At 52.6% G+C, this 21848-nt stretch carries 18 protein-coding genes; 9 read left to right on the top strand and 9 right to left on the bottom strand.

The features are described from left to right. Positions 1 to 25 precede the first annotated feature (25 nt). The 4 genes from ACSF8W_RS14660 to ACSF8W_RS14645 form a co-directional block, all read right to left on the bottom strand. Positions 26 to 1903 carry a SmdB family multidrug efflux ABC transporter permease/ATP-binding protein gene (locus ACSF8W_RS14660; RefSeq protein ID WP_500848002.1) on the bottom strand — a complete coding sequence of 626 codons (1878 nt, stop codon included), beginning with the start codon at positions 1901 to 1903 and terminating at the stop codon, positions 26 to 28. Further along, positions 1903 to 3642 (bottom strand): ABC transporter transmembrane domain-containing protein, encoded by a 1740-nt coding sequence (locus ACSF8W_RS14655; RefSeq protein WP_500848001.1) that lies wholly within the window; start codon positions 3640 to 3642, stop codon positions 1903 to 1905. Before ACSF8W_RS14655 ends, ACSF8W_RS14660 begins: the two co-directional genes overlap by 1 nt. Positions 3643 to 3835: 193 nt before the next feature. Beyond that, positions 3836 to 4063, bottom strand: coding sequence for a hypothetical protein (locus ACSF8W_RS14650; RefSeq protein WP_500848000.1), 228 nt, complete (start codon positions 4061 to 4063; stop codon positions 3836 to 3838). Between the two features lie 172 nt (positions 4064 to 4235). Next, on the bottom strand, positions 4236 to 4697 hold the full coding sequence (locus tag ACSF8W_RS14645; RefSeq protein WP_500847999.1) for an Lrp/AsnC family transcriptional regulator: 462 nt from the start codon (positions 4695 to 4697) through the stop codon (positions 4236 to 4238). Between the two features lie 201 nt (positions 4698 to 4898). Between ACSF8W_RS14645 and ACSF8W_RS14640 the strand changes: the two genes are divergently transcribed. From ACSF8W_RS14640 to dcuC, 4 genes are all read left to right on the top strand, one after another. Next, positions 4899 to 5969: a PLP-dependent cysteine synthase family protein gene (locus ACSF8W_RS14640; RefSeq protein WP_500847998.1), complete on the top strand. Its 1071-nt coding sequence runs from the start codon at positions 4899 to 4901 to the stop codon at positions 5967 to 5969. A gap of 210 nt (positions 5970 to 6179) precedes the next feature. Further along, a complete protein-coding gene (gene queC / locus ACSF8W_RS14635; RefSeq protein ID WP_500847997.1) occupies positions 6180 to 6878 on the top strand; it encodes a 7-cyano-7-deazaguanine synthase QueC in 699 nt (232 codons plus the stop codon). A 300-nt stretch (positions 6879 to 7178) separates the two neighbouring features. Then, complete coding sequence (pepT, locus tag ACSF8W_RS14630) at positions 7179 to 8432, top strand: peptidase T (protein WP_500847996.1); 1254 nt, start codon at positions 7179 to 7181, stop codon at positions 8430 to 8432. Next, positions 8429 to 9787 (top strand): C4-dicarboxylate transporter DcuC, encoded by a 1359-nt coding sequence (gene dcuC / locus ACSF8W_RS14625; protein WP_500847995.1) that lies wholly within the window; start codon positions 8429 to 8431, stop codon positions 9785 to 9787. Before pepT ends, dcuC begins: the two co-directional genes overlap by 4 nt. 155 nt (positions 9788 to 9942) lie before the next feature. On the opposite strand, the gene prmB is transcribed toward dcuC, so the two are convergent. Next, complete coding sequence (gene prmB / locus ACSF8W_RS14620; protein ID WP_500847994.1) at positions 9943 to 10875, bottom strand: 50S ribosomal protein L3 N(5)-glutamine methyltransferase; 933 nt, start codon at positions 10873 to 10875, stop codon at positions 9943 to 9945. 55 nt (positions 10876 to 10930) lie between these two features. On the opposite strand from prmB, the gene smrB reads away from it, so the two are divergent. Further along, entirely contained in the window at positions 10931 to 11461 is a 531-nt protein-coding gene (smrB, locus tag ACSF8W_RS14615) for an endonuclease SmrB (RefSeq protein WP_500847993.1), read from the top strand. Positions 11462 to 11606: 145 nt separating this feature from the next. Here smrB and ACSF8W_RS14610 read toward each other — a convergent pair whose 3' ends face one another. Both ACSF8W_RS14610 and sixA read right to left on the bottom strand, forming a co-directional pair. Then, positions 11607 to 11966 (bottom strand): hypothetical protein, encoded by a 360-nt coding sequence (locus ACSF8W_RS14610; protein ID WP_428479073.1) that lies wholly within the window; start codon positions 11964 to 11966, stop codon positions 11607 to 11609. Positions 11967 to 12084: 118 nt separating this feature from the next. Then, the gene (gene sixA, locus ACSF8W_RS14605) at positions 12085 to 12558 is read right to left on the bottom strand and encodes a phosphohistidine phosphatase SixA (protein ID WP_500847992.1); all 474 of its coding nucleotides are present in this window, start codon (positions 12556 to 12558) and stop codon (positions 12085 to 12087) included. 361 nt (positions 12559 to 12919) lie between these two features. On the opposite strand from sixA, the gene ACSF8W_RS14600 reads away from it, so the two are divergent. Together ACSF8W_RS14600 and ACSF8W_RS14595 are read left to right on the top strand one after the other, a co-directional pair. Beyond that, positions 12920 to 15685: an insulinase family protein gene (locus ACSF8W_RS14600; RefSeq protein ID WP_500847991.1), complete on the top strand. Its 2766-nt coding sequence runs from the start codon at positions 12920 to 12922 to the stop codon at positions 15683 to 15685. A gap of 397 nt (positions 15686 to 16082) precedes the next feature. After that, the gene (locus ACSF8W_RS14595; RefSeq protein WP_500847990.1) at positions 16083 to 16376 is read left to right on the top strand and encodes a hypothetical protein; all 294 of its coding nucleotides are present in this window, start codon (positions 16083 to 16085) and stop codon (positions 16374 to 16376) included. Here the strand turns inward: ACSF8W_RS14595 and fadJ are convergent. Both fadJ and fadI read right to left on the bottom strand, forming a co-directional pair. Next, complete coding sequence (fadJ, locus tag ACSF8W_RS14590) at positions 16373 to 18619, bottom strand: fatty acid oxidation complex subunit alpha FadJ (RefSeq protein WP_500847989.1); 2247 nt, start codon at positions 18617 to 18619, stop codon at positions 16373 to 16375. The two genes, ACSF8W_RS14595 and fadJ, sit on opposite strands and share 4 nt — an antisense overlap. Further along, entirely contained in the window at positions 18619 to 19929 is a 1311-nt protein-coding gene (fadI, locus tag ACSF8W_RS14585) for an acetyl-CoA C-acyltransferase FadI (protein ID WP_500847988.1), read from the bottom strand. Before fadI ends, fadJ begins: the two co-directional genes overlap by 1 nt. Positions 19930 to 20444: 515 nt before the next feature. Here fadI and ACSF8W_RS14580 point away from each other — a divergent pair. Next, positions 20445 to 21011, top strand: coding sequence for a sigma-70 family RNA polymerase sigma factor (locus ACSF8W_RS14580; RefSeq protein ID WP_428479068.1), 567 nt, complete (start codon positions 20445 to 20447; stop codon positions 21009 to 21011). Then, on the top strand, positions 21004 to 21720 hold the full coding sequence (locus ACSF8W_RS14575) for a DUF3379 domain-containing protein (protein ID WP_500847987.1): 717 nt from the start codon (positions 21004 to 21006) through the stop codon (positions 21718 to 21720). The genes ACSF8W_RS14580 and ACSF8W_RS14575 overlap by 8 nt, the downstream gene beginning before the upstream one ends. The last annotated feature ends 128 nt before the right edge of the window (positions 21721 to 21848 follow it).

Genomic DNA, 21848 nt, shown 5'->3' with positions numbered 1-21848 from the left:
GCTGTTTACTCGACGTAATAACGCTCTATTCCGAAACGTGCATTTTCGATACGTGCATTGTCGATACAGACGCTTCCGACACCGTTTCTGTCAGCCCTTCGGCTTCAAGCTGCTGTAAATGCTCGCCGGCTTGTTGTAACTGGTACATCTGCCAGTAATGCCCTTGCTGCGCCAACAACGCACGATGGGCACCGCGCTCTAACACTTCCCCGTGACTCAGCACCAAAATCTCATCGGCATCGGTAATGGTCGATAAGCGGTGGGCAATCACCACAATGCTCATGTCTTCACGCAACGCATGCAACGCGCGCTGAATGTGCTGTTCGGTACCGGAATCAATGTTGGCGGTGGCTTCATCCAAAATCAGCATTTTCGGTTTACACACCAGTACCCGCGCCAAGGCTAACAACTGTTTCTGTCCGGCCGACAGGTTTGCCCCGCCGCTGCCGAGCAAGGTGTCGAGCCCTTGCGTGTACGCCCGTATCTGCGAGGCCAGCCCGACTTTTTCCAAGGCTTCCCAAATCAGCGCATCCGCTTGTTCGGCTTCTGCTTGCTCGATACGGGCATCGTGGATTAACGCCCGACCCAACGTGATGTTATCGCGCACGGATGCACTGAGTATGTGCGGATCTTGCTGCACCATGGCGATGCCTTCCCGCAACACATCATGCGACAAGCTGGAGAGCGGTCGTTGATCCAAGGTGATCTGCCCGTCACTCGGCGGATAAAAGCCCATCATCAATGAGGCCAAGGTACTCTTGCCGCTGCCAGTATGGCCGACCAAAGCCAAAAAGCCCCGGTGCGGCACGGTCACGCTAATATCACGCAACACCGCTTGCTTGCCATCGTAGCTAAAATTGAGCTGCTCGCACGCCAACTGCCCAGACGCCAACGGCTGTGTGTCGTCGCCATAGGTTTGCTGACGGGCATCAATGAAGCCGAAAATGCGCTCACTGGCGACCAAGGCTTGTTGCAACAGCGACAACTGCTGAGTCAGTTCAATCAACGGCTCGGTCACGCGACCCAAATAGCTGATGAAGGCATACAGCACCCCGACCCCGATCAATTCGGTGCCACTGACACCAAACAAGGCCACCAACGACAGCAACGCCACGCCCGACAATAAATCAATCAGGGGACGCAGCAAAAACCCGTTAAGCGTGACCATGCTACGCTGCGCCTGAAGGTGTTCGTTATTCAGCGCGGAGAATTGCTGATAGAACGCCTTTTCCTGCCGCATTAGCTGCACCAAGCTCATGCCCTGAATCGACTCACTCATCGAGGCATTAATGTCGGCTAATAAATCGCGCATTTTACGGTACGCGGGGGCACTCTTGCGCTGATACAGTACCATCACCCCCAGTACCACTGGCAGTAAGCACAACACCACCAGCGTGAGTCGCCAGCTCAACAAGCTCATGACCACCAGCATCACCACAATCAGGGTGACATTTTTCAGCACCGTACCAATCACCTGCACATAGAAATCTTTCAGCGATTCGGTGTCGTTGGTGATGCGGGAAATGAGTTGCCCCGAGGGCACATAGTCAAAGGCCGATAACGGCTGATTGATCACTTTACCAAACAGCTGTTTACGCACGGTTTGCACCACGCCGATGGCCAAGTCATAAAACCGCAAGGCTTGCAGGTAACGCAACCACGCCGCGAGGATCATCAGGGTGACATACGCTGCGGCTAACACCCCCACCGCGTACATCGGGTAATTATCAGTCGCGATGTGGTGATCAATGAAATGTTGGATCAACCACGGCCCCGATACATCCGCCAGCGAGGCCAGTAACAGAAGGCCCACCGCAATGGCCAACTGGCGCTTATCGGCCAAGGCATAACGCAATAGGCGTTTCAGTACGGCGGTGTTCACACGTTCTTGTTTCACAGCCATTATGCCCCCTCAATCGCTTGTTCAAGTTTCTGATAACGGTACATTTCGGCATACCACCTGTCGTGTTCCAGCAACTGCACGTGCGTGCCTTGCTCGCTGATCTGCCCTTGGTGCAAGACCAGAATGTTATCGGCTGCTTCCAGTGCCGTCAGGCGGTGGGCGATCACGATCACGGTGCGCCCGGCTTGCGACCGTAAGTTCTGCAAAATCAGGTGTTCCGTTTTGCCGTCTACCGCTGACAGGGCATCATCCAACACCAAAATTTCCGCCTCTAATAACAAGGCGCGCGCAATGGCGATCCGCTGTTTCTGCCCGCCAGAGAGGGTGATCCCTTTCTCGCCGACCAAGGTGGCGTAACCGTCCGGAAATTGCATAATATCGCTATCGATACATGCTGCTTTTGCCGCTTCGCGGATCGCTGCCAAGCTCGCAGAAGGACGACCAAGGGCGATGTTGTCAGCAATAGAGCGGGAGAACAGAAACGGGGTTTGGCTGACCACGGCAAAACGGCTACGCCAGTGATCCAAATTGGCTTCTCGTAAAGGCACCTCCCCGTAGCGGATCTGCCCTTCCAACAGTTCTTGCTGACGCAGTAGTAGCGCTAACAAGGTTGATTTGCCGCTGCCGATCGGGCCGGCAATACCCAGCATTTGGCCGCTGGCCAAGGTAAAGTGCAGATGGCTTAACGCGGGCTGTGACTGGCTTGGCCAGCAGAATTGATCAATATCGACCTGCAGCGGCTGCTGATGCAACGAAAGGGGCTGCGCACCGCTGACGATATCCGGCTGTTGATCGAAGATGTGTTGCAGACGATTCCACGCCGCTGAGCCGCGTTCCAAAATATTGAACAGCCACGCCAACGCCAGCATCGGCCAAATCATCAAGCCTTGATAGAGGGTAAACGCGGTCAGATCGCCCAAGGTCAATCGCCCTTCCGACACCATGTAACCGCCACCGGCAATACTGAGGAAAAAGGACATCCCAATCGCGATTTGGATCACCGGATCAAACTTGGCATCCACCTGCGCCACGGCCATGTTTTTCTCACCGACCTGATCCACCACGTCAGAAAAAGCCTGCTGCTGGCGCTGCTCAAGGCCAAAGGCGCGGATCATCCGTACCCCGTTCAAACTCTCTTGTGCACTGTCGGTTAAATCGGAAAACGCAGCTTGCGAGGCGGAAAAACGGCCATGTAATTGTCGGCCTAAGAAGAACACCACAATCGCCATGATCGGCATGGGCAGTAACGCCAATAATGTGAGTTCCCAGCTGATCGTACTGGTCATAATGAACAGCACCGCGAGGCCGGTGATCAGGGAATCAGCGGCGGTTAATACGCCTTCGCCAGCGGTCATGACCACGGCGTTCACGTCATTGGTGGATCGCGCCATCAAATCGCCGGTTTTATAACGTTCAAAGAAAACAGGGGGCTGTGAGGAAAAGTGTTTATACAGGCGGTTACGCAGCACGGTGCCCAGCTCAAAGGCTGCGCCGAACAGCCAGCAACGCCAGATAATACGAAGAAAATAAATAGCCAGCCACAACACGGCCAAACCGCCGAGCCAACCCAGCAATTCAGAGGTCGCCATCTCGCCACTGACCACCCCATCCACAATCCAACCGATCGCACGCGGCGGCAGCAACTCAAACAAGGCCACAATAATAAGAATACCAATCGCCCCGCCGTAGCGACGCCATTGCTGGCGGAAATACCACCGAAGTTGCCAAAAAACCTGCATATGCTCCCTCCCTGCGTTTATCACTGATCCGGTATCGATCATGCATCAATCGACATTCAGCCCATCAGCATTATGCGGACAGGGTTGGATATAAATCAATCAGTTAAATGCAGAAAAGCATATTCAGAGGATACTGCTAATTTTTACGGGCAAGCGTATTCTCGCCTGCCCATTTCACGCGCTTAACGGGCCATTAGCTACCGAAAAAACCGATGGCGGCACCGACCGCAGCCGCTTTCGCCGCAAAGTTGGTGTAACGGGATTTATACTGCTCAATCGCGTCTTTTTTACTGTCCGCTTCGATCACCTCGGCCAGTTCCCAGCCTTGATCTTGCAGTTGGGCTTTTTCTTCTTCAAACGAAGCGGCGTGCATGTCGAGGTAGGTGTAGGCCTTGTCTTTTCGCAAAAACTGGAATTCCATGGTGTTCTCCCTTTGGGTCTACGTTCGTTGAGGTGCGCTCAATGCCCGCAAACTTTCACAAATTCTGCCCGCGTTGTAATGCGGTAACGGCATTTCTTTGGGAAAGACACCTATTTCCATCACGAAAAATATCAATACTGGTCAAAAAGCACTCAAATGCTTATCCCGTCGACTAGACCGGCAAGGCGGTGGTGTATTTCAGCGGCTCCATGGCGAAGGTGGAGGTCACATTGGTCAGCCCTTCAATGCTGTTAACCAGCTTCTTGTAGAACTGATCAAACGCTGACATATCCGCCACCTGTACTTTCATCATGTAATCGTATTCCCCCGCCATGCGGTAGAACTCCATCACTTCCGGAAATTCGGCGACCGTTTCAACAAAGGTATGGTACCACTCTTTAGAATGGTTGCTGGTTTTGATTTGCACAAACGCCGTAAAGGATAAACCCAGTTTGACCGGATCCAGCAACGCCACGCGCTGGCGCAAAATGCCGTTTTCTTCCAACCGCTTAAGGCGCTTCCAGCACGGGGTGGTGGTCAGGTTGACGGCATCAGCCAATTCTGCCAGCGCCAAGGTGCCATCTTGTTGCAGCATGCGTAATAATGTTCTGTCAGTTTTATCTAAATCGGCCATCGCGTTGCTCTTAAGGTATATTTGGTAGAAATATTTTCTCCATTTTACGCCAATGATAGGAAGGAAGATAAAGTTTTTTTACGCGTTCACACTTACAGTAACCCGTAACAGATGAGAACGGTGACGTGCATCACGCTCGCTCATGTCATCACCCTCGTTATCACGATCGTCATCGCCTATGCCGCTGCCCAAGGAGGCCCTATGCACCACAATGCTGATTGGATCCATACCGCTATCCGTAAAATTGACGCGGATTACCAACGCTCTGCCGATACGCACCTGATCAAGCTGGATCTGCCTGCGTTAGACGGTGTCAACATCTACCTGAAAGATGAAAGCACCCACCCGACCGGCAGCCTCAAACACCGCTTGGCACGTTCACTGTTTTTATATGCCCTGTGTAACGGCTGGATTGGGGAAAACACCCCGATCATTGAATCCTCCTCTGGCAGTACGGCGGTGTCTGAAGCCTATTTTGCCCGTTTGCTCGGCTTGCCGTTTATTGCTGTGGTGCCGCGTAAAACGGCCCGCAAGAAAATTGAGCAGATTGCCTTTTATGGCGGTCAGGCGCATTTTGTGGACAACACCAGCGAGATCTACGCCGAATCCCGCCGCTTAGCCCGTGAACTGAACGGCCATTACATGGATCAGTTCACCTATGCCGAACGTGCAACCGACTGGCGCGGCAACAACAATATCGCCAACAGCATTTTTGAGCAGATGAAAATGGAGCCGCACCCGATCCCCCGCTGGATTGTGATGAGTCCGGGCACGGGCGGCACCTCGGCCACCATTGGTCGCTACCTGCGCTATCAAATGCACCCAACCCAGTTGTGTGTGGTGGATCCGGAACACTCGGTATTCCATGACTATTTCAAGACCCGCGATCCTCATCTGACCCGCGACACCGGCAGCCGCATTGAAGGCATTGGTCGCCCGCGTGTCGAGCCGAGCTTTATTCCGGGCGTGGTGGATACCATGCGTACCATTCCTGATGCGGCCAGCGTGGCGACCGTGCACTGGCTGGAAACCTTATTAGGCCGTAAAGCCGGCGCGTCCACCGGCACCAATGTGTATGGCGCACTGCAACTGGCCTGCGAGATGAAAGCGCGGGGCGAAACCGGCTCGATTGTCACCTTGCTGTGTGACAGTGGCGAGCGTTATCTCGACACCTATTTTGATCCGCAATGGGTGGCAGAGCACATCGGGGACATGACTGGCTATCTGGCGCAATTACAACACCTTGAACGCACTGGCACGTGGTCAGCCTAAAACTCTGGCACACTGTCGTGGTCAAAACACAATGGCTCAGGGTGTTTTGTACGAGTAAGACCAACAAGGCTTTTCTCTTCTCGGGAGCTGCGGTAGCATGGCGGCGCCAATAGAGAACCTGCTGTTGGTCTATCTTGATCTTTACAGATAAAGACAAGGTATCCCCTACCGACTGTTTTTCGGTACGATAACTCTCAAGGAATACTACCCATGCGCAAAGCTGTTGTTGTTTTTAGTGGCGGCCAAGACTCCACCACGTGTTTAATTCAAGCCCTTGCTCAGTTTGATGAAGTGCACTGCATCACCTTCGATTACGGCCAGCGTCATAAGCTGGAAATTGAAGTGGCTGAAGCACTGTGCCAACAATTGGGCGTCACGGCCCATAAAGTGATGGATGTCGGCTTGCTTAATGAATTGGCGATCAGCTCGCTGACCCGCGACAACATTCCTGTTTCTCACGAATTACAAGAAAATGGCCTGCCAAACTCGTTCGTGCCGGGCCGTAACATTTTGTTCCTGACGCTTGCTGGCATTTACGCGTACCAAATTGGTGCCGAATCGGTGATCACGGGCGTGTGTGAAACCGACTTCTCAGGCTACCCAGACTGCCGCGATGCCTTTGTGAAGTCGCTGAATGAATCACTGGTATTAGGCATGGATCGCGCCATGAAGATTGATACCCCCTTGATGTGGCTGAACAAAGCCGAAACATGGGCCTTGGCGGATCAGTGCGGTAAGTTGGATGTGGTGCGCGAGCAAACATTGACCTGCTACAACGGTGTGATTGGCGATGGCTGTGGCGATTGCCCATCGTGTGATTTGCGCAAAGCCGGCTTGGATGAATACCTCGCCAACCGCGATGTGATCATGGCGGAATTGGTACGTAAACAGCAAGCGGGTCAAGCGTAAGCGCGAGCACTCTCGCTTCTGTCGCGACCTGTCTCACCACCTATTTTGCCACTATGAACGCGTCTTGTACTCATCGCTCTGTGTACAAGGCGTTTTTCGCCTTATGGCATATCTTCTTTTTCTGCTTTCTCTTTTTTCTTTTTCCCTTTCTCTTATTTTCTTTTCACATCGCCGAAAGATATAAATCGTGCCAAATTCACACTGCTATTGATAATATTGTTTAAATAACCCACTCAAATCACACATTGTTTCAGCGCTTCCTCCTATACTCGCGGCAATTTTTTCTATGGTCGCAGTTATATGGATATCATTGATCGCTTTATACGTTATACCCAAATCAATACCACCGCGGATCGCAAACAGGCCGCCGCCGGTCAGGTGCCGTCGTCACAAGGACAATGGACCCTCGCGCGTCACCTTGAGCAGGAGCTGATCGCCCTTGGACTCTGTGATGTGGCGGTGAATGAACACGCGATTGTCACCGCGACTCTGCCGAGCAATACCGACGCGCCCCTGCCTACGGTAGCGTTCTTTGGCCATTTGGATACCAGCCCAGAACGCGACACCGATACGCACGCGCAGATCCTGCCCTACCACGGGGGCGATCTGTGCCTGAACGCGGAACACGCCATTTTCTTGCGCGAATCGGAGTTCCCTGAATTAGCCCACTATATCGGTGACGATTTGATCGTAACGGACGGCACCAGTTTACTGGGCGCGGATGACAAAGCCGCTATCGCCGCCATTATGCACGCGCTGGCGCACCTGCAAGCCCATCCAGAGATCCCGCACGGTACGATCAAAGTCGGCTTCCTGCCAGATGAAGAAGTCGGACTGGTTGGCGCAGGGCTATTGGATGTGGCCAGCTTTGGCGCTGATTTTGGTTACACCCTTGACTGCTGTGCCATAGGCGACATGGTGTGTGAAAACTGGAATGCCGGTGACGCTGTTATTACTTTCCACGGCCAGTCGGCCCACCCGATGTCAGCCAAAGGGAAGTTGAAAAATTCACTCTTAATGGCGCACAAATTCATTGCCATGCTGCCGGCCGGTGAAGCCCCGGAATACACCGAGAATCGTGAAGGGTATTACTGGGTCAAACAATTGCAGGGAAACAGTGCCCAAACGGTGCTGAATATGGATATCCGTGACTTTACCCAGTCAGGCTATGAACACCGCAAGCAGTTCCTGCAAACACTCAGCGATCACTGCGACGTGTTGTGGGGCGCGGGCAGTGTGTCTATCACCCTGACCGATAGCTACGCCAACGTCGAAAACAGCCTGTTGGGTGACGCCCGCTTCCCGGTGGATATTGCAATCAATGCTTATCGCCAGTGCGGTATCGAGCCGCATATCCTGCCGATGCGCGGGGGCTATGACGGTGCCGTGTTATCACAAAACGGCCTGCCTTGTCCGAACCTGTTTACCGGCGCGCATAACTTCCACTCTATCTATGAATACCTGCCAGTGAAATCCCTGCAAGCCGCCAGCGATGTGGTGCTGGCTGTGATTGAACAAACACGTACCCAGTTTATGCCGGAGAACAACGCATGATCCCTATTTTACTGTCATTACTGGTTATCATCATGGTGGCCAGACTGATCCTGAAAGGCTACCGTGCCGAGTTGGTGTTATTGGTGGCGGGTTTTGTGCTAATGGCCGCTACCCAACTGATGGGCGGCAACATTTTACCGAAAAACCTCTCAGGCACGGGCATTGCGGCCCTCGACAGCTTCGAGGTGATGCGTGATTTACTCAGTAGCCGAGCAGCGAGCCTGGGCTTGATGATCATGGCGCTGATGGGCTTTGCCCAATACATGGATCATATTGGGGCGAGCGGTGCCGTGGTGCAGGTGGTAACGAAACCTCTGCGCCGCCTGAGCTCACCGTATATCCTTTTGTTCTTTTCTTACTTACTGGCGAGCTTGATCCAACTGGCGATCCCATCGGCTACCGGCTTGGCCGTGTTGCTCATGGGCACCATGTTCCCGATCATGCTGGGTCTGGGGCTGTCTGCGGCCTCTGCGGCAGGGGTGATCGCCACCTCGCTGGGTGTGGCGTATACCCCCACTGCCATTGATGCCATTCGCGGTTCGCAAGCGGTGAACATGGATGTGGTCGAATACGTGCTGTATTACCAAGGCCCGGCAGCGATTGCGACCGTGGTAGTGATTGGCTTTGCCCATATCTTTTGGCAGCGACATTGCGATAAGCAAGATGGCACCTTACCGACAGCAAACTCGGGCACAACCAACAACACGCACAGCACGGTACCGGCCTACTATGCCCTGCTGCCGATGCTGCCGATCATTTTGGCGGTGGCCAGCTCGAACCTGTTTGTCTCTGGTATCAAACTGAATATCGTGACCATTGTGCTGTTCAGTATCGCACTGTGTTTGATCGTGGAGTATCTGCGTAAAAAAGACTTCAAACAGGTCTGTGACGGCTTTAACCATTTCCTTCAAGGCATGGGCGTGGCGTTCACCACCGTGGTCGGCCTGTTGGTCGCGGCGGGGGTGTTTGCCCACGGTATCAAAACCATCGGCGCCATTGATCAGTTGATCATGTTTGCTGAACATGTGGGTTTACCGCCGTTTGCCATGGCCGTCGTGTTTGCCGTGGTCACATTGGCTGCCGCGATCATCATGGGCTCGGGTAACGCGCCGTTCTTGGCCTTCGTTGAACTGATCCCGCAAATTGCCGCGAGCATGGGCGCCAATGCCACCGCGATGATCTTGCCAATGCAGCAAGCCTCTCACATGGGTCGCGCCATGTCGCCAGTCTCCGGGGTGGTGATTGCCGTATCCAGTGGGGCCAAGCTGTCGCCGTTTGCGGTGGTGAAACGGACCGCTGTACCCTTGCTGGTTGGTTTTGTGTTCCACACGATCGTGATAGGCATCTTCCTGTAATAGACATCTTCCTGTAAGGACAGATTGCCGAGCAACTTGCAAAACAACAGCCATAAAAAAACCGAAGCCTAGGCTTCGGTTTTTATTTCTTCGCTTTCCGTCATCGCGCCGTTATTGCTGCGTCACGAGGGCGAAAAAGAACAACGGGGCAAGAATTAGTCGCGGAATGCCGCGAACTCGTCTTGGCAATCCACTAGCTGCTCACGCGTCATCATGAACACGCCGTGGCCACCGTTTTCAAACTCAATCCACGTGAATGGAATGTGCGGGTACTGATCTTCCATGTGGATCATCGAGTTACCCACTTCACAGATCAACACGCCGTCTTCTTTCAAGTAGTCCGGTGCGTTTGCCAAAATACGGCGTACCAAGTCTAGGCCATCAAAGCCCGCCGCAAGGCCCAGCTCTGGCTCGTGACGGAACTCGTCAGGCAGGCTGTCCATGTCTTCTTGGTCAACGTACGGTGGGTTCGTCACGATCAGGTCGTATTTGTCTTTTGGTACATCACGTAGCAAATCAGAACGCAGTGGGATCACTTGCTGCTCAAGACCGTGATCTTGAATGTTCTGCTCAGCAACAGCCAATGCATCAACAGAGATATCAACCAGATCCACTTCCGCTTCTGGGAAGGCGTGCGCACAGGCAATACCGATACAACCAGAGCCAGTACACAAGTCCATAATGCGCGTTGGACGTTCCTTCAAGAACGGTTCAAAGTCATTATCGATCAATTCGCCGATCGGCGAACGTGGCACCAGCACACGCTCATCCACGAAGAATTCCATCCCACAGAACCACGCTTTGTTGGTCAGGTAAGCCACTGGCGTGCGTTCATTGATACGACGGATCACGCGTTCAACAATGCGCAGACGCTCGCTGCTCGTCAGGCGAGAGCCACGTACGTCAGACGGCACATCGAGCGGAAGATAAAGGGTTGGCAATACCAATTGCACCGCTTCGTCCCACGCATTATCTGTGCCGTGACCGTAAAATAGACCTGCAGCATTGAAACGGCTAACCGTCCAACGTAGCATGTCCTGCAATGTATGAAGTTCGTTGACAGCTTCGTCGACAAAAATCTTATCCAAAATAGCCTCCGGATGGCGCTACAATACCGCTATAAAGTTGTTGGAATTTTTCACTATGAGCAAAAAAGATTTTACCCTGGATGACGAATGGTCAATGTTCCAGGACGCGGTTAAGGGCGTAAAAAAGATCTCGCATGATACCATAATCACGCCTCGCCGACAGGGGCCGAAGCAGGATAAGGCTAAACTCTCATCAAAAGTAGCCGATAATCATGAGTTTTACTTCTCAGATGAGTTTGAGCCGCACCTGAATGAAAACGGCCCAACACAATACGCGCGTACGGGCGTGTCGAAATACGAGGTGAAAAAGCTGCGTCGTGGGGTGTATGTGCCTGACATGTATTTGGACATGCACGGGATGACGCAACAAGAAGCCAAGCGTGAACTGGCGGCGATGATCGCGGCGTGCATCAAGGAAAGTGTGGCGTGTTGCTGTGTAATGCACGGCATCGGTAAGCACATTCTGAAACAGAAAGCGCCGTTATGGCTGGCCCAGCATCCTGATGTGATGGCCTTCCACCAAGCCCCGCTCGAATTCGGCGGCGCCGGTGCGCTACTGGTACTGATTGAGATCCCAGAGCGATAAGTGCTAAAGCGAGGGTCGAGGGTCGAGGGTCGAGGGTCGAGGGTCGAGGGTCGAGGGTGATTTTCGTCCCCACCTAAAAACGGTCAAGCTTTTGCTCTTTCTCGTTTCTCGTTTCTCGTCCCTCGCCAACTAAAAACTCGCCCCTTTAATAAATATACCGCGCCAGTGCGCCGACGTTGATCACCTGCCCTTCCACGATCAACGTCACTTCCCCGTTATCACAGATCTGCATACGCGTTTTGACCGCTTGCTCACTGTAGTAGTGTTCGCAATTGCCGTTTCGGGCGCTGTCGATGCGTGAGAAAATCGTGATCCCACCGGGATTGAATAAACTCTGTGGGGCGGCAAAGGTCAGCGTACTGCCTGAGGCAGAAATGTGCATTTCTTCGCTGATACCATTGGCCCATTTGATGGCACCGTTGCCATTAATGCTCGGCGCTGGGGGCAGTTGGGCACAACCCGCGAGTAACGCGGCGCCCACAATAAGGGATAACTTGGCTTTCATCGCAGTGTCTTTGCATCTTAAAACAAGAGGTCGATAATTGCCTTATCGACCTCTTGCGGTAAAACCTTAGCGATTTCTCATGCCTCGCTGAAACGCGAAGCATGGGGAAGCAGGGGGATTAACCTTCCGGATTGGCATGCCACAACAGGGCTGACTCGCCGGTGTCAGGCTGGTAGTCAATCGCGGCAATCGACGAGGTGATAAACATCGGAGGTTGCAAGCCCGGTACGAGCTCTGCGGTTAAATACCCGACCAACGGCAAGTGGGACACCAGCAACACGCTCTCGGGACGCTCTATTGCGATCACAGCTTTAAGGTACGTGGCCACGTCATCGGCATCACCGTACGGGGTGATCTCCTCCACCGTTTTTTGCTGCTTGGGTGTCGGTAGGTGTGCCGCCATAGCAGCCCATGTTTGCTGAGCACGCAGATACGGACTCACCCACACACTGTCGAGACCATCAGGTAGCTGATGCGCCAACTGGATGGCCATGCGCTGTGACTCGGTTTGTCCCCGTTCTGTCAGCGGCCGCTCGGCATCACTCGCTGCAAAGTTCTGGGCTTCGCCATGGCGCATAATATAGATTCGCATAATTCTTCCAATATCACGTTTGCGACTCTGATAGTCCGCCTTATTAATGCATACTCGCGGCACGACCGGTTCGATCAAACTTAAACTAAACACCCCTCAACAACGGCAGCACAATCGCGCTGTAATGATGTGACAACAGCACATCACGCAGTGAGGGGGGACAAGCTATGCTAGCAAGTTCCCCTGTCTGAAAACAGTGCTTCGTCGCACTCTGTTACTTTTCCGTGACCGCAGTGGGATCTGTGTAGAAAGCTGCACGCTAACCGCTTGTTTCATGGAATATTCCCCCCGCTTTCATTTGCCAGCTATGTTAATGAACGTCATAATTACGTTACTCTCCCGCTAAAAATAGGCCCTTCCTGTGCAGACAAGTCCTAACGACCTCAAGCAGTACCGCTATGTGACGCTCGCCAATGCGCTAAAAGTGCTCTTGGTCCACGATGCTGACGCCCCGCGCTCAGCCGCGGCGCTTTCCGTTAATGTCGGCCATTTCCACGATCCCCAAGATCGCCAAGGCATGGCACACTTTCTGGAACATATGCTGTTCCTCGGCACAGAGAAATACCCTAAAGTCGGTGAATTTCAGACCTTCATCAACCAAAGTGGGGGCAGCAACAATGCATGGACAGGCACCGAAAACACCACCTATTTTTTTGAGGTAAGCCCCCACGCATTCAGCGAAGGGTTAGATCGTTTCGGCCAATTTTTTACCGCGCCGTTATTTAATGAAGAAGCGGTGGACAAAGAACGCAATGCGGTCGATTCAGAATACAAACTGAAACTGAAAGATGATGTCCGCCGTTTGTATCAAGTACACAAAGAAACCGTCAATCAGGCGCACCCGTTCGCCAAGTTCTCGGTGGGGGATCTCACCACCTTAGAAGATCGTGATGATCACTCGGTGCGTGATGAGTTGATCGCCTTTTATCAGCAGCATTACTCGGCCAATTTAATGGGTTTGGTGTTGCTGGGTCCGCAATCGCTCGATGAGCTGGAAGCGTATGCCTTCACTTTTTTCCGTGACATTCCTAACAGTGAAAAGGCCCCGACGCCGATCGCGGTTCCCTTAGTCACAGAAAAAGAAAACGGCCAGTTCATTACCATTGATCCGATCAAAGAAGTGCGCAAGCTGACCTTGTCGTTCGCCTTGCCTGCGATGGACCCGTATTACCGCCAAAAGCCCCTGTCATACATTGCCCATTTGTTGGGTAACGAAGGGCAAGGCAGCTTGATGTCCCACCTGAAACACCTGGGGTTCATTAACTCACTGGCGGCGGGCGGCGGTGTCAGCGGCAGTAACTTCCGCGAGTTCACCGTGAGCCTGAGCTTGACACCGAAAGGGGTTGAACATGTGGACGACATCGTGACCCATGTATTCCAGTACATTGATCTGATCCGTGAACACGGGCTAGAACAGTGGCGTTTTGACGAAAAACGCACGGTGCTCGACATGGCCTTTCGCTACCAAGAAAAAAGCCGTCCGCTCGATACGGTCAGCTACTTGGTGATGAACTTATTGCACTACGCACCGGACGACATTATCTACGGTGACTACATGATGACCGACTACGACGAGCCGTTGATCATGGATCTGCTCAATCGTCTCCGTCCGGATAACATGCGTTTAGTGTTAGTCGCGCACGATCAACCGTGTGACCGAGTGGCCCAGTGGTACCACACCCCGTATGGTGTGACGCCCTTTACCGCCGAGCAGTTAGCGCAATGGCAACACCCCGGCACCGAAGTGGCGTTTACCCTGCCTGAGCGTAACCTGTATTTGTGCGACAACCCGGATCCCCTCCCGCTAGCCGCCGATGCGGATCAGCCGCCACGATTGATCCAAGACTTACCGGGCTTCCGCTTATGGCACAAACAAGAACATGAATTTCGCGTCCCAAAAGGCATTGTGTATGTCGCCATCGATAGCCCGCACGCGGTCAGTTCACCACGCAATATTGTGAAGACCCGCTTGTGTGTCGAGATGCTGCTGGAAGCCACCAATGAGTCGGCCTACCCGGCTGAAATTGCCGGCATGTCTTACAACCTGTATGCCCATCAAGGGGGCGTGACGCTGCAGCTGTCCGGCTTCAGTGAAAAGCAACCGCTGCTATTAAAGCTGCTGCTAGAGCGCTTCGCTAACCGTGAATTTAACCTTGAGCGCTTTAATAATATCAAGGCGCAAATGCTGCGCAGCTGGCGTAATGCCGCGCAAGATAAGCCAATTTCACAGCTGTTTAATGAGCTGACGGGGTTATTGCAGCCGAACAACCCGCCTTATCCGGTGTTAATCGAAGCGTTAGAATCCATTGAGGTGGATGAACTGCCGGCGTTCGTGGAAGCGATGTTTGCTGAGCTGCACATTGATACCTTTGTGTACGGTAATTGGCTGGAAGCCGATGCGATGGCATTAGCCGAAATGCTGAAAGATGCCTTCCGTGCCACCAACCAAACCTACGGTGAAGCGCAGCGCCCCTTGGTGCATTTGGATCAATCTGGCACCTTGAGTCATGAAATTCATTGTGATCATGCAGACTCAGCCTTGCTGATGTATTACCAATCGCGCGAAATCACCCCACGCAAAATTGCGATTTACACGTTGGCCAATCACCTGATGTCGACTACCTTCTTCCACGAGCTGCGCACCCGCCAGCAGTTGGGGTACATGGTCGGCACAGCGAACTTGCCGCTCAATCGCCATCCGGGGTTGATCCTCTATATTCAGTCACCGGTTGCCGCACCAACGCAACTTTTGGACGCCATGGATGATTTCACCAATGCGTTTGCCTTGGTGCTACTGGAACTGAATGAGGCTCAATGGCAAGCCAGTAAAGAAGGCTTGATTGCCCAGATCGCCGAGCCTGATACCAATTTACGCGCACGTGCGCAGCGTTTCTGGGTCAGCATCGGTAACAAGGATGAGACCTTTAGCCAGCGTCAAAAAGTGATTGAAGCCCTGACCGCCTTACGCCGTGTCGACATGGTGAAATTCGTGGTGGAAGTGATCAAACCGCGCACATCAAACCGCATTGTGATGCATTGCCAAGGCCAAGCGCATACCCAAGCTACCCCGCTGGATATCGGTGAAACCATTGCATCCATTGATGATTTTCAGCGTAACGCCCGCTAGTCATTCAACCAGTTAAAGCTAAAAACCCAGCATTGCTGGGTTTTTAGCGGCGGTCAATCCCATCGATTAACGCTTCCTGCCGCTAATCAGTCAAAATCACGTCTTCACCGTCAAAACAGTGGCTTAGATCACGTAAAATATCATAATTCATCGTCAAGCAGACACATTGTCACATCACGCATTCACAGTTTGCCCTAGCAATTTACATATAAATACTGGATGATATCCGTCACTATTTTGTGCAACACGACAAGATATTGCACCCTGTGTAATATCACAAGCTTGCACTCGGCACCCGCTCTGACAGCAGATCTGGCGCCTCTTAGGTATGGACACCTACTACGCCGATACTCGGCCACGTTTGTTTTGTTTACCTGTTAGAGGAGCGTTGTCAGCCATGCCTGCTGTATGTCCACATTGCCAACAAACGATCACCGTGCCTGCGCTCAACGCTTATGAAGAATTCTTTGAGTGCCCGCATTGCCACTGTGCCATTGCCCATCATGAAATGGATATCATGTTGTACGCCGTGCTGTTTATTGCTCTGATCACCGCGCCATTGGTCTTACTTACCAGTATCAATGTCTTCATTGCCTTGCTGGGGGCGATGCTGGCCTATCACCTACTTCGCCCCCGTTACTTTGAACCCCGTTTTCGCTTAAAAGTGGTGGATCTCTCTCCTCACCATTAACTCGGGGTCGGCGTTACCGGCTCAGTTAACGCCACCACATTCGGCTGGGCATCGGGATAATACGTCAGCCCGGCTTGCGCCATCGCCACCAGCCGATCGCAAGGCAAGAAGCGTTCTCCATATAAATCCGCATGTTGATACAATTGCGCCACCACATTGGCGATCCCCAACTGATCCATATAACGGAACGGCCCGCCTAAAAACGGGGGAAAACCGATACCAAAAATCGCCCCGATATCCCCATCACGCACTGAGCGGATCACCCCTTCATCGAGACAGCGAGCCGCTTCATTGAGCATCATCAAGGTACAACGCATTGCCAATACCGCACCCTCGGTCTTGCGTTCAGGTCTGATCCCTAACAATGCATACACACTGCTATCGACCGTTTTCTTCTTGCGCTGATCACGCTTGCTATAGCGATAAAACCCTTTGCCACTCTTGCGCCCTTTACGCCCGTCATTGAGCAAGACTTCAAACACATCCGGCCCCTGAAAACGATCCCCCAATTCACGCACTAGAATCGGCGTGATTTTTGCCCCAATGTCGATCCCGACTTCATCGAGCAAGGTGATCGGCCCTACCGGAAAACCAAAGTCCAACAACGCCAGATCCAGATGGTCTATCGGCTCACCAGCCAACAAAATCTGCGCCGCTTCATTCATGTACGGCGCCAGAATACGGTTCACATAAAACCCCGCGCTGTCCCCCACCACAATCGGCGTTTTGCCCTGCTGCTTGGCCAGTTTCACTACCGTGGCGATGGTGCGTGCCGAGGTGTCTGAATGCGGGATCACTTCCACCAGAGGCATTTTTTCTACCGGACTGAAATAGTGCAAACCGATGACATTTTCAGGCCGGGCCGCGCCCTCTGCGATCTGGTGGATCGGTAACGATGAGGTATTGGTGGCAAAAATGGTCTCTGGTTTGGCCTCCGCTTCCACGTCTTGCACCATCTGGCGCTTCAGAGCTAAGTCTTCAAACACCGCTTCAATCACCACATCCAGTCGCTCAAAGCCCCGATAGGTGATCCCACCGGACACACTGAGCATCTGCTGCTGCACCTGTGTTTTACGTAATAGCTTGCGTTTGCGTTGCTTCTCTAACAAGCCATAGTGATAGCCCATGGCATTGAGAATACCGTCATTGCTGATATCTTTAATCTGTACCGGATAACCAGCTTTGGCCGCCGTGACGTGGCTGATCCCGCCGCCCATTAAGCCTCCGCCCAGTACACCAATGCGTGACATCTGCAAGGGTTCAGCTTCTGCGCCGCTCTCTTTTTTCATCGCCGTGGTGGCAAAGAAAATACTGCGCAAAGCGGCCGATTCGGGGCTCATCACTAGCTCACCAAAGCGCTTGGCTTCGTGTGCGAACCCTTTTTCAACACCGTGCTCTAAGCCAAATTTCACCACGTCCAGAATGGCCGTTGTGGCTGGGTAATTACCGCGGGTTTTTTCCTGCGTTTTTTTCGCCGCCTGTTCAAACACCAGTGAGCGCCCTAACGCATTGCCCCCCATGGCACGCGCCGAGAGCGACAAATGGCGTTTAGGTTTAGGCGTTAGCGCCCGCTGAGCAGCCACCGCTAACAAAATACTGTGTGGCACAACGTCATCCACCACGCCCAGCTTTTTAGCTTTCTTGGCGCGTAACGCTTTACCGGTCAGGATCATATCCAGTGCCGCCGCGACGCCAATCAAGCGCGGTAACCGCTGAGTCCCGCCCGATCCGGGCAATAAACCCAATTGCACTTCGGGCAAGCCCAAGCGAGTGATTGGATCCTCCGTACACACGCGACTGTGGCATGCCAACGCCAGCTCTAACCCGCCGCCCAAACAAGGGCCATGGATCGCCGCCACCGTATGAAACGGTAACTGTTCGAGCGCGGCGAACAACTGCTGGCCTTTTTCTGCCAACGCTTGCGCCTCCTCGGCGGTTTCGCAGGCCGCTAACATGTGAATATCCGCCCCGGCAATGAAGTTATCCGGCTTACCGGAGTAAACCACCATGCCCTGAATATCACTGCGTGCTTCCAGTTCAGCCAATACCGCGCTCACCTGCTCGGAAAAGGCCGACTGCAGGGTATTCATGGTTTCATTGGGCACATCCATGCACAGCCACGCCAGGCCGTCATCGGTGTAAGACAATGAAAAGGCACTATTTGAGGTGTGCGGTGAGGTGTCCGGCGACACCTGCGAAACATCTGCTGCGCTTGACGCACTTGAAGAAGTTAACTCTGCCATTATTCTGCCTCCAAAATCATTGCCGCCCCTAAGCCCCCAGCCGCACACGCGGTATTGAGTGCTAACCCACCGCCGCGTCGTTGCAGTTCACGTAACGTTTGAGTGATCATCCGCGCGCCCGTTGCCGCAAACGGATGGCCGTAAGCAATCGAGCCGCCCAATACATTGAACTTGTCCATGTCTATCTCGCCGATGGCCTCACTACGGCCGAGGTTTTCTTGCGCAAACTGGCGAGAGGCAAACATCTTCACGTTCGCCAAAGTTTGTGCGGCGAACGCTTCATGCATATCAATCAAGGTAAGATCCGACAAGGTCACCCCCGCCCGATCCAGTGCTAACGGCGTCGCATAGGACGGTCCCATCAGCATGTCCTGCTCGACGCCAATGGCAGAAAATGCATAAGAGCGAAGGTAACCCAACGGCGTGAGCCCGAGCGCTTTGGCCCGCCCTTCCCGCATCAACAAAATAGCGGCCGCCCCATCGGTAAGCGGTGTCGCATTGGCGGCGGTCACACTGCCGTGTTGGCGGTCAAACGCCGGACGTAGCGCAGCATAAGCCGCTAAGGTGCTGTCTTCGCGAATGTTATTGTCTTTGTCTATCCACTGGCGATAAGGCGCGGGAAAAGCCGTCATGACTTCGTCTTGCAGCACGCCAGATTGCCAGGCTTGGGCGGCAAGCGTGTGTGAACGGTGGGCAAAGGCATCTTGTGTTTCTCGGGTGATGCCGTGGGTTTTCGCCATTTGCTCTGCCGTTTGCCCCATACTGAGTCCGGTTGAATACTCGGCCACCGCGGGAGGAACGGGCATCAGATCGTTCATACTGAGGGTACGTAGCAGCGCCAATCTCTGGCGTAAGGTTTTGGTTTTGCTCAAGGCCAGTAGCGTGGCCGCCATACGTTTTGACACGCCAATCGGCAACACCGAGGAGGAATCCGCCCCGCCCGCAATGCCGATATCAATGGTGCCGGCCAAAATGCTTTCTGCCACGTTCACTGTGGCCTGAAAGCTGGTGGCGCAAGCACGGGTGACACTGTACGCATCCGTGCCCACATTCATACCGGTGCCGAGTACGATTTCACGGGCGATATTCGGCGCTTCCGGCATTTGGATCACCTGACCAAACACAAGTTGATCAATCAGCTTAGGATCGATATCCGTTTGTTGCAGTAAGCCATTAACCACCATTTTCCCCATGTCTAATGCCGACACCTCTGCAAACGCCGTGGCTTGACGGGCAAAAGGGGTGCGCAATCCGCTGACAATGGCGATACGTTCACCGTGTGAGGTGGTGAGATTCTGGAGACGTGTCATCGCAACTCCTTATTGATTGTATGGTGTATTCCCGATAGAGGTCAGACCACAAATAAGTGTAACACTATTGTTAACACAATCAAAAAAAGAGTTTAAAAAATGAGAAAGGGATAAAGAAAAAGAAGGATAAAAAGTGAACAACACAATGCTAAGATAAAAAAAAACCATACCGAAAGGGTATGGTCAGAATCTACACGGAAAGCAATCCATGTATAGAATAAGTCAATTAACCTAAAGCCAATTGTAAATCAGGCAAGCCTGATAGGAGAAAGTAAAGTCAGCCTTCAAAAGGAAGTTGTCATCTTGCTCAACAGATCCTCAGCCGCGATGTGTATACCTAATCCTCGGTACAAACGCCTCAACTGACGACCAGATGACAGGGACTACTATAGCTTTCTCAGCCAAACACAATTTGAACCAGATCAATTTTAATGCGGATTATTGGATGAATCGTCTGGATCACGCCGAAAACAAACAAAATACCGATGTGATTCGACCTGTTGATGGGCAAATTTATGATTAAGCAATTTTTTCGTAAGAAAAAACCAGATGCCTCGGTCTCTGTAGACATGAATAAACAAAGACGATATGAAGCCCTTGTCAGGGCCTGGCATCGGGATTTATACCGTTATGCCTACTGGCTGTGCCATGATCAGCACATTGCTGAAGATTTGGTGCAGGAAACCTGTTTACGCGCATGGCGGTCATTAGATAGCCTGCAGGATGATAATGCCGCGAAATCGTGGCTGATCACCATACTTCGCCGTGAAAATGCCCGTCGTTTCGAGCGTAAGCAGCTCGATTTGGTGGATATTGATGATTACGCCATTGCCGATACCCAGCATCAAGGTAATGAAGCGGAACTGGAACAACAGATGCTTCGTCAACAAATCATGAAGTTAGCACCGGAGTACCGAGAGCCGTTAGTCCTGCAAATTATGGCGGGGTTCAGTGGTGAGGAAATTGCCGATATTCTGGGCTTAAACCGCAATACCGTCATGACACGACTATTTCGTGCTAGAAACCAATTAAAAGAGCAATTAGAACAGCAATCCGAGCGGAGGGGCCAACAAAATGGATGATTTAGAATTTCGCCGACGTCTATTGGCAGATCCTAACGATAACAGTGCAGAGATGATTGATACGCGTAACGCCTCTTTGGCCAACCGTAAATTCTCTGACGAGTTACTGGCTCTCGACAGCAAACTTGAACAGGCCATGAAAGTCGATGTACCCGATGATCTTGCCGACCGCATCTTATTCCACCAAACCAGCCAACCTGCCACGAAGCGCTATCGCATGCCTGCGTTCATTGGGCTTGCTGCTTCCGTTGCTTTTCTTGCTGGACTCTTCTTGGGCCAATTCAATACCACCGCCCCGTCACTGAACGCGACGCCGGCTCTGGCGCAGATCGCGCTTGATCATGTTTATCAAGAATCACCGTTCGTCGATCACATTGATGAAGCGGTCTCACTGCGTCAAGTTAACGCGAAAATGACCCCCTTCGGGTCGAAGTTCGATCAACTACCCGGTCACATTTATTATGTGAACCATTGCGGATTCGGTGACAAAAATGCACTGCACATGGTGTTGGGCACATCACAAGGCAAGGTCACCGTCTTTGTGGTGCCGAACCCGGCCGGATCCACCCCCACCACATTCAATGACGAGCGCATGCAAGGCATTGTCCTGCCCATTCAACAAGCGGATCTCATTGTTGTCGGGGAAAAAGGGCAAGATGTTACCCCTGTCGCAGAACGCTTGAAGTCCGATCTCAATTGGGAGATCTAGCCCCCAAAAGGATACCTTTAAGGTATCCTTTTAACTCTCTTATTCATAAAACACCGCTTAATTCTGCTTTTTGACCTAAAAAACGTCGAACCTGCTGCTTTATTAACCCACTGACAAGTCACTCAAAT

Source organism: Photobacterium sp. 270122K (assembly GCF_059941365.1).
The sequence above is the reverse complement of the archived record's forward strand: the minus strand, read 5'-3'. Positions and strand labels throughout refer to the sequence as shown.

Coding starts and splice junctions, on each gene's coding strand:
- ACSF8W_RS14660 (WP_500848002.1), bottom strand. CDS start 1,903: ATGGCTGTGAAACAAGAACGTGTGAACACCGCCGTACTGAAACGCCTA.
- ACSF8W_RS14655 (WP_500848001.1), bottom strand. CDS start 3,642: ATGCAGGTTTTTTGGCAACTTCGGTGGTATTTCCGCCAGCAATGGCGT.
- ACSF8W_RS14650 (WP_500848000.1), bottom strand. CDS start 4,063: ATGGAATTCCAGTTTTTGCGAAAAGACAAGGCCTACACCTACCTCGAC.
- ACSF8W_RS14645 (WP_500847999.1), bottom strand. CDS start 4,697: ATGGCCGATTTAGATAAAACTGACAGAACATTATTACGCATGCTGCAA.
- ACSF8W_RS14640 (WP_500847998.1), top strand. CDS start 4,899: ATGCACCACAATGCTGATTGGATCCATACCGCTATCCGTAAAATTGAC.
- queC (WP_500847997.1), top strand. CDS start 6,180: ATGCGCAAAGCTGTTGTTGTTTTTAGTGGCGGCCAAGACTCCACCACG.
- pepT (WP_500847996.1), top strand. CDS start 7,179: ATGGATATCATTGATCGCTTTATACGTTATACCCAAATCAATACCACC.
- dcuC (WP_500847995.1), top strand. CDS start 8,429: ATGATCCCTATTTTACTGTCATTACTGGTTATCATCATGGTGGCCAGA.
- smrB (WP_500847993.1), top strand. CDS start 10,931: ATGAGCAAAAAAGATTTTACCCTGGATGACGAATGGTCAATGTTCCAG.
- ACSF8W_RS14610 (WP_428479073.1), bottom strand. CDS start 11,966: ATGAAAGCCAAGTTATCCCTTATTGTGGGCGCCGCGTTACTCGCGGGT.
- sixA (WP_500847992.1), bottom strand. CDS start 12,558: ATGCGAATCTATATTATGCGCCATGGCGAAGCCCAGAACTTTGCAGCG.
- ACSF8W_RS14595 (WP_500847990.1), top strand. CDS start 16,083: ATGCCTGCTGTATGTCCACATTGCCAACAAACGATCACCGTGCCTGCG.
- fadJ (WP_500847989.1), bottom strand. CDS start 18,619: ATGGCAGAGTTAACTTCTTCAAGTGCGTCAAGCGCAGCAGATGTTTCG.
- fadI (WP_500847988.1), bottom strand. CDS start 19,929: ATGACACGTCTCCAGAATCTCACCACCTCACACGGTGAACGTATCGCC.
- ACSF8W_RS14580 (WP_428479068.1), top strand. CDS start 20,445: ATGATTAAGCAATTTTTTCGTAAGAAAAAACCAGATGCCTCGGTCTCT.
- ACSF8W_RS14575 (WP_500847987.1), top strand. CDS start 21,004: ATGGATGATTTAGAATTTCGCCGACGTCTATTGGCAGATCCTAACGAT.